Origin of the sequence: Stutzerimonas kunmingensis (assembly GCF_032106285.1) — a bacterium.
GTDB lineage: Bacteria > Pseudomonadota > Gammaproteobacteria > Pseudomonadales > Pseudomonadaceae > Stutzerimonas > Stutzerimonas kunmingensis_B.
The window spans coordinates 1-14,399 of record NZ_DAMCPO010000036.1 but is presented as its reverse complement, the minus strand read 5'-3'; the positions used below and the strand labels follow the sequence as shown (position 1 = coordinate 14,399).

11 protein-coding genes are annotated in these 14,399 nt (G+C 62.4%); 8 read left to right on the top strand and 3 right to left on the bottom strand.

Annotated elements, in window-relative coordinates; genetic code table 11:
- Positions 1 to 1,452: an HDOD domain-containing protein gene (locus RT582_RS20215; RefSeq protein WP_313479604.1), complete on the bottom strand. Its 1,452-nt coding sequence runs from the start codon at positions 1,450 to 1,452 to the stop codon at positions 1 to 3.
- 139 nt (positions 1,453 to 1,591) lie between these two features.
- Between RT582_RS20215 and RT582_RS20210 the strand changes: the two genes are divergently transcribed.
- The 6 genes from RT582_RS20210 to fabI are packed head-to-tail and all read left to right on the top strand — an operon-like array spanning position 1,592 to position 9,839.
- Positions 1,592 to 3,421 (top strand): extracellular solute-binding protein, encoded by a 1,830-nt coding sequence (locus RT582_RS20210; RefSeq protein WP_228208846.1) that lies wholly within the window; start codon positions 1,592 to 1,594, stop codon positions 3,419 to 3,421.
- Positions 3,418 to 5,304, top strand: a complete 1,887-nt coding sequence (locus tag RT582_RS20205) for an extracellular solute-binding protein (protein WP_042928195.1) — start codon at positions 3,418 to 3,420, stop codon at positions 5,302 to 5,304. The genes RT582_RS20210 and RT582_RS20205 overlap by 4 nt, the downstream gene beginning before the upstream one ends.
- 2 nt (positions 5,305 to 5,306) lie before the next feature.
- The gene (locus tag RT582_RS20200; RefSeq protein ID WP_014820115.1) at positions 5,307 to 6,380 is read left to right on the top strand and encodes a microcin C ABC transporter permease YejB; all 1,074 of its coding nucleotides are present in this window, start codon (positions 5,307 to 5,309) and stop codon (positions 6,378 to 6,380) included.
- A gap of 1 nt (position 6,381) precedes the next feature.
- Positions 6,382 to 7,401 carry an ABC transporter permease gene (locus tag RT582_RS20195; protein WP_003298887.1) on the top strand — a complete coding sequence of 340 codons (1,020 nt, stop codon included), beginning with the start codon at positions 6,382 to 6,384 and terminating at the stop codon, positions 7,399 to 7,401.
- Position 7,402: 1 nt separating this feature from the next.
- Complete coding sequence (locus RT582_RS20190) at positions 7,403 to 9,064, top strand: ABC transporter ATP-binding protein (protein WP_104097744.1); 1,662 nt, start codon at positions 7,403 to 7,405, stop codon at positions 9,062 to 9,064.
- Positions 9,045 to 9,839 carry an enoyl-ACP reductase FabI gene (gene fabI / locus RT582_RS20185; RefSeq protein WP_003282073.1) on the top strand — a complete coding sequence of 265 codons (795 nt, stop codon included), beginning with the start codon at positions 9,045 to 9,047 and terminating at the stop codon, positions 9,837 to 9,839. The genes RT582_RS20190 and fabI overlap by 20 nt, the downstream gene beginning before the upstream one ends.
- Positions 9,840 to 9,906: 67 nt before the next feature.
- Here the strand turns inward: fabI and RT582_RS20180 are convergent, their stop codons facing one another.
- A complete protein-coding gene (locus RT582_RS20180) occupies positions 9,907 to 10,671 on the bottom strand; it encodes an SDR family NAD(P)-dependent oxidoreductase (protein ID WP_104097745.1) in 765 nt (254 codons plus the stop codon).
- A 251-nt stretch (positions 10,672 to 10,922) separates the two neighbouring features.
- Here RT582_RS20180 and RT582_RS20175 point away from each other — a divergent pair, with 251 nt between their 5' ends.
- Positions 10,923 to 11,792: a helix-turn-helix domain-containing protein gene (locus RT582_RS20175; RefSeq protein WP_090520435.1), complete on the top strand. Its 870-nt coding sequence runs from the start codon at positions 10,923 to 10,925 to the stop codon at positions 11,790 to 11,792.
- A gap of 102 nt (positions 11,793 to 11,894) precedes the next feature.
- Here RT582_RS20175 and RT582_RS20170 read toward each other — a convergent pair whose 3' ends face one another.
- Positions 11,895 to 13,670 carry a PQQ-dependent methanol/ethanol family dehydrogenase gene (locus tag RT582_RS20170; RefSeq protein WP_104097746.1) on the bottom strand — a complete coding sequence of 592 codons (1,776 nt, stop codon included), beginning with the start codon at positions 13,668 to 13,670 and terminating at the stop codon, positions 11,895 to 11,897.
- A 279-nt stretch (positions 13,671 to 13,949) separates the two neighbouring features.
- On the opposite strand from RT582_RS20170, the gene RT582_RS20165 reads away from it, so the two are divergent.
- Positions 13,950 to 14,399: ABC transporter substrate-binding protein (locus RT582_RS20165; RefSeq protein ID WP_313479598.1), on the top strand; the 450-nt coding region annotated here is incomplete at its 3' end.

Here is a 14,399-nt window from a genome sequence, read left to right as displayed (position 1 = left end):
TCACCCAGCCGGACGCTTGCTCAGGGACTCCAGACAGCGTCCAGTCAGCTGGGTAAAGCGCTGAAACGCGACGAACTGTTCGTGTTTCAGCGCCCGCCCCGAAAGCCGGCAATCGCCGTAAATCACACCTATTTCACGCGTCCCCGCCATCAGCGGTGCGATGAAGAACATGCCATTGCCAAACCACTGTCGCAGCGGCTGGGTCACCAGGTCGGCCAAGTTATAACTTGCCGGCACGCCCATCCAGAGCGACTGCCGATGACGCAGTGCGTAACTGAACACGTTCGGCTGTTCGGGTTGGTCAGCGGGAAGCACGAAGCCCTGAATCCAGGTCTCGGTCCCTTCACCGACGGCGCAACGCACCTTGAAACGCGTCTGCCGATCGGCCAGCACCGCCACCATCACACGTTCCAGGCCAACCCCGCGGTGCAGCCCCTTCAGCAGCGTATCCAGAATCAACGTGGCATCGCCGCCGCCCGAGGCCATGAGCCCCAGGTCCTGCAGCGCCTGTTGCATCAGCAACAGATCCGGTTGCAGCAAGGCTGCCTGACGCTGGGCCTGCTGCAGGCGGATCTGCTCGGGATCGGTACTGGGAATGAGCCGGCCCAGACGACTGGCGCCAAATGTGGTCGCCACCTGCACGGTTTCATCGGCGCTGGCGAGTATCTGCTGCAACGCATCAGCTTCGTCCACGCCGGTGAACTCGGCCACGGCCCTGGTCAGTGACGTCATCCGCTCGCACTCCCAGCCTCCGAGTGCGGCTTCGCTGATCTGCACGCCCAGCGCTACCGCGCGAGCGGCCGGATCGCTGCTGGCCACCTGAGTGTGCGCAAGACTGGTCAACTCTCCCAGGTTCCAGCTTCTGACCAGACCCAGGCTGAGCTGCCGGAAGCTGGTGCCCAACACGCTCTGCACCGCATCGTCAGGCTTGATTCCCGGCTGCGTCAGCTGCAGGGCCAGCTCATCCGCCTGCTCTCCACCGCAGCCCCAGAACGCCAGCTCGCCCACGTTGTAGAGCAGCGCGGCAATGAATACTTCTTCCTCGTGACGCGAAAGCACATAGCCGGCGATGTTGCGGGCTTGCACCGCGGCGTGAAACGAACGGGCCAGCAGTTCCAGCAGCTGCTCCCTCGGGGCGCGCTCGAGCAGGCTGTCGATCAGCGTGACCGACAGACTGATCAGGCGCACGTTCTCGAAGCCGATCATCACGATGGCCCGAGAAATCGTCTTGATGGTCTCCTGGGAGGGGTTGTAATAGCTGCTGTTGCCGACCCGCAGCACCTTGGAAGTCAGCGAGGCATCACGAAGCAGTACATCGGCCAGTTGCTGCACCGAAGCATGTTCATGCACGGCAAGGCGCTGCAGATCCTTGACCACGGACGCCAGCGCAGGCAGCTCCGATTGATTCAGGCGGTCTATCCATGCCTGAAGACCCTGGGCACGTACATCCAAGAGGTCACCTCTGCACAATGCCATTACGGGAAATGACCGGCAGTTTGCCCGAGTTGCCCGGCCTTTTTCCAGCGCATACAAGCTGTTACTGTACCGGCCCGAGAAGCCCCTACGCGCCAAGGATCGGATTCCCCGTCTGATGCGAGCCCTGCTACCGTTACTGACCTGCCTGGCCTTGAGCTTTCCCGCCTTCGCCACCATCAGCGAAAGCCATGGTTATGCGCAGTTCGGCACTCTTAAGTATCCGGCCAACTTCACCCACTTCGATTGGGTGAATCCGCGCGCACCGAAGGGTGGCCAAATCAAACTGATGGCCTCCGGGACGTTCGACACCCTGAACCCCTACACTTTCAAGGGCACCAGCCTGAGTTCGGCGCCCGGCTTTCTGCAATACGGCATCAGCGAGCTGAACGAGCCACTGATGGTCGGCACTGGCATCTACGACCCGTCCGGCGACGAACCTGCCTCCAGCTACGGTCTGATTGCCGAGTCGGTGGAGCACAGCGATAACTACAGCTGGGTGGTTTTCAACCTGCGCAAGGAAGCCCGCTTTCATGACGGCAAGCCGATTACCGCCTATGACGTCGCCTTCTCCTATCGCACCCTGATAAAGGATGGGCACCCCCAGTACCGCTCCAACCTGCAGGGGGTGAAGCGGGTCGACATCCTCAACCGACATCGCATTCGCTTCGTATTCGAGCAACCGAAAAATCCGCTGCTGATCATGCGTCTGGGCGAGTTGCCTGTGCTGCCACAGCACTACTGGAAGAATCGAGACTTCAGCGCGACCACCTTCGAACCCCCACTGGGCAGCGGCCCCTACCGCATCACGCATGTGCAGCCAGGCCGGCAGGTGGTCTTCGAGCGAGTGCGGGACTGGTGGGGCGCCAAGCTGCCGGCCAATCAGGGGAAATACAATTTCAACCGAGTCTCGGTCGAGTTCTATCGCGATAGCGTGGTGGCCTTCGAAGCCTTCAAGGTCGGCGAGTTCGACTTCTTTATCGAGCACCAGGCGAAGAACTGGGCCAATGGCTACCAGTTTCCGGCGGTGATGCGCGGCGACATCATTCGCGCTGAAATCCCCCACCAGATTCCGACCCAGACCCAGGCGCTGTTCATGAACGGGCGCCGCGCGACCTTCGCCGACAATCGTGTGCGCGAAGCGCTCGGCCTGATGTTCGACTTCGAATGGACCAATCGTGCCCTGTTCTACGGCGCCTACCGCCGCAGCGAAAGCTACTACCCCAACAGCGACTTCACGGCGACAGGCAAGCCCGAAGGTGGCGAGTGGCTGTTGCTCTCGCCGTACCGCAAGCAGCTCCCGCCCGAACTGTTCACCGAGCCATTCCAGCTACCGAAGACCGAAGGGCGTGGAATTCCGCGGGAAACCCTGCGCCATGCGCTGAAGCTGCTCGCCGAGGCGGGCTGGAAAGCCTCGGATGCAGGTCTGTTGAACAGCGCCGGACAGCCGCTGCGCTTCGAGATCCTGCTGGTCAACCCGAGGCTCGAGCGCATCCTTCAGCCCTACGTCGAGAATCTGGCACGCATCGGCATTCAGGCCAACCTGCGTACCGTCGATAGCGCGCAGTACAAGCAGCGCCTCGATCACTACGACTACGACATGATTCTGATGACGCTGGCGCAGAGCCTCAGCCCCGGGATCGAGCAGTATCTGTACTTTCATTCCAGTCAGGTCGACGTCAAGGGCGGTCGCAACTATGCCGGCATCGCCAATCCGATCGTCGACGACCTGATTGACAAGCTGCTCGCCGCGCAGACCCGCGACGAGCAAGTCGCCGCCGCCCGCGCAATCGACCGCGTGCTGCTGTGGAACCACTACACCATTCCGAACTGGTTCATCAGTAACCACCGCATGGCGTACCGCAATCGGTTCGCCCACGTCACCACGCCACCCTATACGCTGGGTTTGCGCGCCTGGTGGCTGAAGAGCCTGGAGAAGACCAAATGAATGATCGCGCGCGCCATCCGCTGCTCCGCGCCGGGCTGCTGGGGCTGCTCTGCCTCGCTGCTATCGCCGAAGCCGCTCCTCGCCATGCCCTGACGCTGTATGACGAGAAGCCGAAGTACCCGGCCAATTTCCAGCATTTCGAATATGCCAACCCAGACGCTCCCAAGGGTGGGACGTTGCGACAGGCTGGTTTCGGCGGCTTCGACTCGCTCAACCCCTTCATCAACAAGGGCGTTGCAGCCGACGATATCGGTCTGATCTACGACACCCTCACCACCAACAGCCTGGACGAACCCTTCACCGTCTACGGCCTGCTGGCAGAAAAGATAGAAAAGGGACCGAACAACAGCTGGGTGCGCTTCCACTTGCGCCCGCAGGCACGCTTCCATGACGGCGAGCCGGTAGAGGCCGAGGATGTGGTGTTCACCTTCGAAACCCTGATGAGCCAGGGTGCCCCGCAGTACCGCGCCTACTACGCCGATGTGGAGAAAGTGACAGCGGAAAGCCCGAGGCGGGTGCGCTTCGATTTCAAGCACGCTGGCAATCGCGAACTGCCGATGATCCTCGGGCAGATGCCGGTGTTGCCGAAGCATTGGTGGGAAGGAAAGGAATTCGCTTCGGGCAGCCTCGAACCGCCTCTGGGCAGTGGCCCATACCGCGTCGAGAAGGTCCAGGCCGGCCGCTCGATCCGCTATGAGCGCGTAGCGGACTACTGGGGCAAGGACCTCCCGGTGAATCGCGGTTTCTACAACTTCGATCACATCAATTTCGATTACTACCGCGACAACACCGTCGCCTTGCAGGCGTTCAAGGCCGGGCACTTTGATTATTGGGAGGAGCGCACAGCCAAAAGCTGGGCCACCGCCTATGACATACCAGCGGTGAGGGACGGTCGGATCGTTCGTGACGAAATTGCGAACGAGAACCCTGCGGGAATGCAGGGCTTCATCTTCAATATCCGCCGCCCGCAGCTGGAGGACCGCCGCGTCCGTGAAGCCCTCGGGCTCCTGTTCGACTTCGAATGGACCAATCGCCAGCTTTTCAATGGTGCCTACACCCGCACCCGCAGCTACTTCGACAACTCCGAGCTGGCGTCATCCGGCTTGCCGAATGACGACGAGCTGAAAGTGCTCGAGCCGCTTCGCGGCAAGATCCCGGACGAGGTGTTCGATAAACCGTTCGAGCTGCCACGTACCGAAGGCAATGGTGTGATCCGCGAACAGCAGCGCAAGGCATACCGGCTGCTCACCGAAGCAGGCTGGAAGGTCGAGAACGACCGCATGCTGGACGCTGCCGGCAAGCCGGTGAAGCTCGAGTTCCTGCTGGTCCAGGCCGAGTTCGAACGGGTGCTGCTGCCTTACAAGCGCAATCTGGCCGACCTCGGAATCGAACTGGAGATCCGACGGGTCGATGTTTCGCAGTACATCAACCGCCTGCGTTCGCGCGACTACGACATGATCGTCAGCGGCTTCGGCCAATCCAACTCGCCCGGCAACGAGCAACGCGAGTTCTGGCACTCGGCAAGCGCCGACAACCCGGGCAGCCGTAACTTCATCGGTCTCAAGGACCCGGCAGTCGACAGCCTTGTGGAAGGTTTGATAGGGGCCGATTCGCGCAAGGAATTGATCACCTACACCCGCGCGCTCGATCGTGTGCTGCTCTGGGGGCATTACGTAGTGCCGAACTGGCACATAAAGACCTGGCGCGTGGCGTACTGGAATCACCTCGCGCATCCAGAGGTGACGCCCCGGCAGGACATCGGCCTGATGACCTGGTGGCGCAAACCCGACGTCAAGACACCTGTCGCCGATCCCGTCGAAGCGAAGAAGGCCGAGGAAGCTGGCGCTGCGGTCCCGGCTGATAGCGTCGAGGCGGAGCGCTAAGCATGCTGGCTTACATCGTTCGCCGACTGCTGCTGATCATCCCCACGCTGTTCGGCATTCTGCTGATCAATTTCATCATCATCCAGGCCGCACCTGGCGGCCCGGTGGAGCAGGCAATCGCCAAGCTGGAAGGCTTCGAAGGCGCCACCAGCCGGATCTCTGGCGGTGGCTCGGAAGTCGCGGTCGCCGGCACCAGTTACCGGGGTGGCCAGGGTCTGGATCCCGAGCTGATCGCCGAGATCGAGCGCCTGTACGGCTTCGACAAACCACCCGCAGAGCGCTTCTGGATCATGCTCAGCAACTATCTGCGGCTGGATTTCGGCGAGAGCTTCTTCCGTGACGCCAAGGTGACCGACCTGATCATCGAGAAGATGCCGGTTTCCATCTCGCTGGGTCTGTGGAGCACCTTGATCATGTACCTGGCCTCGATCCCGCTGGGCATCGCCAAGGCCACGCGTCACGGCAGCAAGTTCGACGTCTGGACCAGCTCGGCGATCATCGTCGGCTACGCCATACCGGCGTTCCTGTTCGCCATTCTGCTGATCGTGCTTTTCGCTGGCGGCAGTTACTGGAATTGGTTCCCGTTGCGCGGACTGACGTCGGCCAACTTCGATGACCTGACCCTGGCCGGCAAGATCATCGACTACTTCTGGCACCTGGCCCTGCCCGTCACCGCGCTGGTGATCGGCAACTTCGCGACGCTGACGCTGCTGACCAAGAACAGCTTTCTCGACGAGATCAACAAGCAGTACGTGATCACGGCGCGGGCCAAGGGCCTGAGCAAGAATCGCGTGCTCTACGGCCACGTGTTCCGCAATGCCATGTTGATCATCATCGCCGGCTTTCCGTCTGCCTTCATCGGCATGTTCTTCACCGGCTCGCTGCTGATCGAGGTGATCTTCTCCCTTGACGGGCTCGGCCTGCTCAGCTTCGAGGCGGCAATCAACCGCGACTATCCGGTGGTGTTCGGCACCCTCTTCCTCTTCACGCTGCTCGGACTGGTGGTGAAGCTGATCGGCGACCTGACCTACACCCTGGTCGACCCGCGCATCGATTTCGAAAGCAGGGAGGCCTGAGATGCAGTTGTCCCCCCTCAACCAGCGCCGGCTGGCGCTGTTCAAGGCACACAAGCGTGGCTGGTGGTCGCTGTGGATCTTCCTCGCGCTGTTCGTACTCAGCCTTGGCGCGGAGATCATCGCCAACGACAAGCCGATCGTGGTGCGCTACGACGGCGAATGGTTCTTCCCGGTGTTCAAGCGTTATCCGGAAACGGCCTTCGGCGGCGAGTTTCCGCTGCAGGCGAACTACAAGAGCCCGTACATCCAGGAACTGATTGCCGAGAAGGACGGCTGGATGGTCTGGCCGGTCATTCCCTTCAACTATTCGAGCATCAACTACGAACTGCAGGTGCCCGCCCCTGCGCCGCCGTCACTGGAGAACTGGCTGGGCACCGATGACCAGGGCCGCGATGTGCTCGCCCGGGTGATCTACGGCTTTCGCATCTCGGTGCTGTTCGCCCTGACCCTAACCCTGATCAGCTCGGTGATCGGCGTCATCGCCGGCGCCCTGCAGGGCTTCTATGGCGGCTGGGTCGACCTGGTTGGTCAGCGCCTGCTGGAAATCTGGTCCGGGCTGCCGGTGCTCTATCTGCTGATCATTCTGGCCAGCTTCGTGCAGCCGAACTTCTGGTGGCTGCTGGGCATCATGCTGCTGTTCTCCTGGATGAGCCTGGTGGACGTCGTGCGTGCCGAATTCCTCCGTGGGCGCAACCTCGAGTACGTGCGCGCCGCTCGTGCGCTGGGCATGCAGAACGGCGCCATCATGTTCCGCCACATCCTGCCGAACGCCATGGTTTCCACCATGACCTTCATGCCGTTCATCCTCACCGGCGCCATCGGCACGCTCACCGCGCTGGACTTTCTCGGTTTCGGTCTGCCGGCCGGCTCGCCGTCGCTCGGTGAACTGGTCGCCCAGGGCAAGGCCAATCTGCAGGCGCCCTGGCTGGGCATCAGCGCCTTCATGGTGCTGGCGGTCATGCTGACCCTGCTGGTGTTTATCGGGGAGGCGGCGCGCGATGCCTTCGACCCAAGGAAATAACATGGCCGAACAACCGATAGCCGAGAATCTGGTCGAGGTCCGCGATCTGGCCGTCGAGTTCGTCACCGGCGAACAGGTCCAGCGTGTCGTCGAAGGCGTGACATTCGACATTCGCAAGGGCGAAACCCTGGCCCTGGTCGGGGAAAGCGGCTCGGGCAAGTCCGTGACGGCTCATTCCATCCTGCGACTGCTGCCCTACCCGCTCGCTCGCCATCCGCAAGGGCAGATCCTCTTCCACGGGCAGGACTTGCTCAAGGCCGACGAAAAGGCCATGCGTAAAATCCGTGGCAATCGCATCGCCATGGTCTTCCAGGAGCCGATGACCTCGCTCAACCCGCTGCACACCGTGGGCAAGCAGATCAACGAGGTGCTGGAGATTCACAAGGGCCTGCGCGGCAAGGCCGCAACCGCTCGCACCCTGGAGTTGCTGGAACTGGTCGGTATCCCGGAGCCGCGCAAGCGCATCCGCGCCTACCCGCACGAGCTGTCGGGCGGCCAGCGGCAACGGGTGGTCATCGCCATGGCGCTGGCCAACGAGCCTGAACTGCTGATCGCCGACGAGCCGACCACGGCCCTCGACGTCACCGTGCAGCTGAAAATCCTCGAACTGCTAAAGGAGTTGCAGGCACGCCTGGGCATGGCACTGCTGCTGATCAGCCACGACCTCAACCTGGTTCGGCGCATTGCCCATCGCGTATGTGTCATGCAGCGCGGTCGCGTCGTCGAACAGGCGTTGTGTGAAGATCTGTTCCGCGCACCTCAGCATCCGTATACCCAGGAACTGCTCGCGGCCGAGCCCAGTGGCGGTCCGGTGGCGGTCGAAGAAGCGGCGCCATTGCTGGAAGTGGACGACCTGCGGGTGTGGTTCCCGATAAAGAAGGGCTTGCTGCGTCGCACCGTCGACCATATCAAGGCGCTGGACGGAGTGAACTTCAGCCTGCCCAAGGGGCAGACGCTGGGTATCGTCGGCGAGAGCGGCTCCGGCAAGTCCACGCTTGGATTGGCTATCCTTCGATTGTTGGGTAGTCGGGGCGAGATCCGCTTCCAGGGTCAGCAACTGCAAAGCCTGTCGCAGCGCCAGGTACGGCCGTTGCGGCGGCAGATGCAGGTGGTCTTTCAGGACCCCTTCGGTAGCCTGAGCCCGCGTATGTCGGTCGGGCAGATCATTGGCGAAGGGTTGCACATCCACCGGATGGGCAATGCCAAGGAGCAGGAGCAGGCAATCATTGACGCGCTTGTGGAGGTTGGCCTCGATCCGGAAACCCGGCATCGCTATCCCCATGAGTTTTCCGGCGGACAACGGCAGCGCATTGCCATTGCCCGGGCTCTGGTGTTGAAGCCGGCGCTGATACTGCTCGACGAGCCGACCTCGGCGCTCGATCGCACGGTACAGCGCCAGGTGGTAGAGCTTCTGCGCTCGTTGCAGGCCAAGTACAACCTGACCTACCTGTTCATCAGCCATGACCTGGCGGTGGTCAGGGCGCTGAGCCACCAGATGATGGTGGTCAAGCAGGGCCAGGTAGTGGAACAAGGTGCGGCCGCTGACATTTTTGCGGCACCACAACATCCGTATACACAGCAGCTGCTGGAATCCGCCTTCATGGCGCCCGGCACTGCCGAACAACCAGAAGAGGGACAAGCACATGGGTTTTCTCACCGGTAAGCGCGTACTGATCGTCGGCGTTGCCAGCAAACTTTCGATTGCCTCCGGCATCGCCGCCGCCATGCATCGCGAAGGTGCAGAACTGGCTTTCACCTACCAGGGCGACAAGCTCAAGGGTCGCGTCGAGGAATTCGCTTCCGGTTGGGGCTCGAGCCCTGAGCTGTGCTTCCCCTGCGACGTCGCCAACGATGAAGAGATCGCGCGCGTATTCGAAGAACTGAGCAAGAAGTGGGACGGCCTGGACTGCATCGTGCACTCGGTCGGCTTCGCTCCGGGCGACCAGCTCAACGGCGACTTCACTGAAGTCACCACCCGTGAAGGCTTCAAGATCGCCCACGACATCAGCGCCTACAGCTTCGTAGCCCTGGCCAAGGCCGGTCGCGAGATGATGAAGGGCCGCAACGGCAGCCTGCTGACCCTCTCCTACCTGGGTGCCGAGCGCACCATGCCGAACTACAATGTCATGGGCATGGCCAAGGCCAGCCTGGAAGCTGGCGTTCGCTACCTGGCCGGCAGCCTCGGCCCGGAAGGCACTCGCGTGAACTGCATCTCTGCCGGTCCGATCCGTACCCTGGCCGCCTCCGGCATCGCCAGCTTCCGCAAGATGCTGGCTGCCAACGAGAAGCAGACCCCTATGCGTCGCAACGTCACCATCGACGAAGTCGGCAATGCCGGCGCCTTCCTCTGCTCGGACCTGGCTTCCGGCATTAGCGGTGAGATCCTCTACGTCGACGGCGGCTTCAACACCACCGCAATGGGCTCGCTGGAAGACTGATCCCGCGCCCGTCTACGTAAGCACCGAACCCCGCCTGCTGGCGGGGTTCGTGTTTCTGCGCAGCGGCTCAGCCGGCCGTAACCGTCATGCCGCCATCGGCCATGACCACCGAGCCCACCATGAAGCTGGCCCGCTCCGAGGCGAGAAAAGCGACGATCTCGGCGATCTCCTCCGGTTGCGCCGCGCGCCCGATGGGTGCGGCTTCGCCATGCTGGGCAAGAAAGCCCGGCCCGTCCTCGACCACGTCGTTGAGGATGTTGGTCACCACATCGCCAACACCGATGGCGTTGACCCGGATGCCATGCTCGATCGCCTCCAGCGCCAGCGTGCGGGTCAGCTGCGCCAGCGCGCCTTTGGATGCCGTATAGGCGGCGATGGTCGGGAAGGCGAAATAGGACGCGTAGGAAGCGATGTTGACGATCGCCCCCGAGCGGTTGGGCATCATCGCCTTGACCGCTTCGCGACAATGCAGGAACGCCGCCGTGGCATTGACCGCCTGGATGCGCTCCCAATCCTCGCGGCTCATGTCCACCACTCGCTTGTTGATGATGATGCCGGCGTTGTTGACCAGGACATCCAGCCGGCCGAAATGCTCGATGGCCAGGCCGACCGCACGTTCGGCTGCGCCATCCTTGGTAATGTCCGCCAGCAGCGGCACCAGCCCCGGCCGAGCGAGATCCTCGACAGCCGGATTGATGTCTTCGGCGATGACCTTGGCACCCCGATCGTGCAACAACAAGGCAATCGCCCTGCCGATGCCGCTGGCGGCGCCGGTGACCAGCGCGACCTTGCCTGCAACTTCCTGAACGACGATGTGATTCGAATCAGTCATGGTGCTCTCCTCTCTTTCGGGCTGCGCCACGAGGCGCGATGGGTTAACTGTCTCCCATCGCCGGAGGCCGGGCTTTCGCACGCTTGCGCTGGCTGTTGCGGTTTTGCGCGCAGCAGTGATCTGCCGGCGCGCAGGGTCCTGCGCTAAACTTTCCGCGCTGAACGCTTTCAAATGTTTGCCAGGAGCACGTCATGCCGCGGTCATCACAACCGCCGCCACGACCCCATGCGGGGCAGACCAGCCCCCAGTCGATGAGCCATTACCTGCCTGGTGAAGCGCGCGCGACCGCACAGCAGCCGCCGATGCAGGACGTGGTGGTGCAGCTGTTCAGCCATCGCACGATCGTCGAGCCGATACAGGTACCGGCAGTGTTGGAGCCGCTGCTGGTGCTGGTACTGGCCGGTGCGGCACGAGTCGAGGAACGTGCGCCGGGTGGGCAATGGAGCGCAGCAACCGTCAGCGCCGGCGACTTCTTCCTGACCGATACCCACGAGCCGTACGAAATGCGCTGGCAGACGCTGGAAGGTGAGCAATTCGAGGTGATGCACCTGTATCTCGGCCTGCCGCTCATCGACCAGGCCGCACGGGAACTGCTCGGGCCGCAGAGCACAGCGGTTGCCTTGCGGGACGTCTCCGGCGCCCACGACGACACGGTTCGCTGGTTGATGGAGAAGCTGCACCACGAGCTGGTCGAGCAGCGCCAGCCCAGCCCGCTCTGCGTTCGCGGCCTGGCCCAGGCACTGGCCGTGCATCTGGTGCGCCACTATCGGGATCGGCAAGACGCCGTCCGGCGCAGCAACGCCTTGCCGGCCTACAAGCTGCGCCGGGTCGTCGAGGCGATGGATGCGCAGTTGGCCGACGATTTCAGTCTTGCTCAGCTGGCACGAACCGCCGAGCTGAGCGAGTACCACTTCAGCCGGATGTTCAAACGAGCCACCGGGCTTTCGCCGTCTCAGTACTTCATCGGCCTGCGCATGGCACGGGCGCGACGGTTGCTGATTGAAACGCAGCGCAGCGTCATCGATATCGGGCTGGAAGTGGGCTATTCGAGCCCGAGCCACTTCTCCCAAGTTTTCCGCCGCGAGGTGGGCGTTACCCCCAGCGCCTATCGCCAGGCATGAGCTGCCTTTCCCTGGCGCCAGAACGACAAAACCCCGGCCATGACGACCGGGGTTCTGTTTGCGCAAACCCGACGGTCGCCGGGTTTGCATAACGCAGGCTGATCAGCGCTTGGCGACCAGATCCTTCGGCAGCTTGAAGGTCCAGAGCATACCGCCCTGGTTGAAGTCCTTCACGCGCTTGGCGACCTCGCCGCCCCACAGCGGTACCGCACCACCCCAGCCGGAGAGAACGGAAACGTACTGCTCGCCATCCATTTCCCAGGTGACCGGAGAACCGATGACGCCCGAGCCGGTGTTGAACTCGTAGACCTTCTTGCCGGTCTTGGCGTCGAAGGCCATCAGGTAGCCCTCAGGGTTGCCGGTGAACACCAGATTGCCCTTGGTGGCCAACACGCCGCCCCACAGCGGAGCGTAGTTGTTGTAGCGCCATACTTCCTTGCCGGTCTTCGGATCGATTGCGCGCAGCACACCGATGAAGTCGTCGTTGAGCGGCTTGATGGTGAAGCCGGCACCCAGGTAGGCGGCACCCTTCTTGTAGGATACGCCTTCGTTCCAGATGTCCATGCCCCACTCGTTGGACGGCACGTAGAACAGGCCGGTGTCCTGGCTGTAGGCCATTGGCATCCAGTTCTTGCCACCGAGGAAGGACGGTGCGACGAACACCGACTTGCCCTTGTCCGCGTCGGCAGGATTGCCCGGGCGGTGGGCTTCGTCGTAGATCGGACGGCCAGCCTTGTCCAGGCCCTTGGCCCAGGTGATCTTGTCAACGAACGGGAAGCCACGGATGAACTTGCCGTTGGTGCGATCGAGCACGTAGAAGAAGCCGTTACGGTCTGCGGTGCCGGCAGCCTTGATGGTCTTGCCGCCGTCCTTGTAATCGAAGGAGATCAGCTCGTTGACGCCGTCGAAGTCCCAGCCGTCATGCGGGGTGGACTGGAAGTGCCACTTGATCGAGCCGTCATTCGGGTCCAGCGCCAGACGCGAGGACGAGTACAGGTTGTCGCCAGGGCGCAGGTGCGAGTTCCACGGCGCCGGGTTACCGGTACCGAACAGCAGCGAATCGGTGTCCGGATCGTAGTAGCCGCCCAGCCATGGAGCTGCACCGCCGGTCTTCCACAGGTCGCCCGGCCAGGTCTTGCCGGCTTCGCCGCCGGAGATGCCGCTCTCGACCTTCTTGCCGTCTTTCCAGACGTAACCCATGTGGCCTTCCACGGTCGGACGGGTCCACAGCAGCTCACCATTCTTCGCGTCGTAGGCCTCGACCTTGCCGACCACGCCGAACTCACCACCGGAGACGCCGGTGATCAGCTTGCCGTTCACCACCAGCGGCGCGGCGGTCAGCGAGTAGCCGGCCTTGTAGTCGGCGACAGTCTTCTTCCAGACCACCTTGCCGGTGTCCTTGTTCAGGGCGACCAGCTTGGCATCCAGGGTGCCGAAGATCACCAGATCGCCATACAGCGCGACACCACGGTTGATCACGTCACAGCACGGCATGATGCCGTCGGGCAGGCGGGCATCGTACTGCCACAGTTCCTTGCCGGTACGGGCGTCCAGTGCATATACACGCGAGTAGGAGCCGGTGATGTACATCACGCCGTCCTTGATCAGCGGCTGCGCTTCCTGACCGCGCTGCTTTTCACCGCCGAGAGAGAAGCCCCAAACCGGTCGCAACTGATTGATGTTATTGGTATTCAACGTGTCCAGCGTACTGTAGCGCTGGCCCTGCAAACCCAGACCGTTGGTGACGATCTGATCGGTGGATTTGGCATCGTTGAGGATTTCCTGGTCGGTTACGGCCCAGGCGTGCAGGCTGGACATCGCCACCGCGGCGCATAGCGCCGTCAAGGCGAAGGGCTTGCGAAGACCGGTGTGCTTCATTGCGGCTACCTCTGCGGGTTCATTGTTATGCCGGGAAATTTTCCCGGTCTGTGGTTGATTCTTGGTTTGCACCGCCTCGCCAACAATTGCCCGCAGTACCGATTTTCCTCCTCCCTTGGTAGCAATACGCCGCCGCAGGCCAAGAAAGACGCGTGATTCCGCCCGCTGCCAATGCCGGGCGGCACCGAAAGTCGCACCTATTCGGCCGGAAAAGACAATTCCGTCAGGCCCACCCTACCCCCTAAAACGGATGCCCCCTCGCTCAGAAGGATAAGAGCCATGCTTCACCCTACCCTGATCATCGCCTTCCTCGTCTTCACACTACAAAGCGCCCATGCGGCCGAACCGATCCGTCTGGGTCTCAACTACCCGAGCACCGGCAACTACAAGTCCGAAGGTCTGGAACTACGCCGTGGCGCCCTGCTTGCCGTCGACCAGATCAACCAGGGTGGTGGTTTGCTGGGCCGACGCCTGGAGCTGGTCAGCCTGAATTCGGCCGCGCGCGCGGAAAAGGCGCGTGCCAACGTCGACCGTTTCGCCAAACAGGGCGCAGCGATGATCTTCGGCGGCGCCAACAGCGAAGAGGCGATGAGCGCAGGCCAGCGCGCACGCGAACTCGGGCTGCTGTACTTCCCCACCCTCGGCTACGCCAACGAGATCACCGGACGAGACGGCCATCAGCTGATACAGCGTTTGTCGTTGATGACGCTCTATCTGACTTGGCCCACT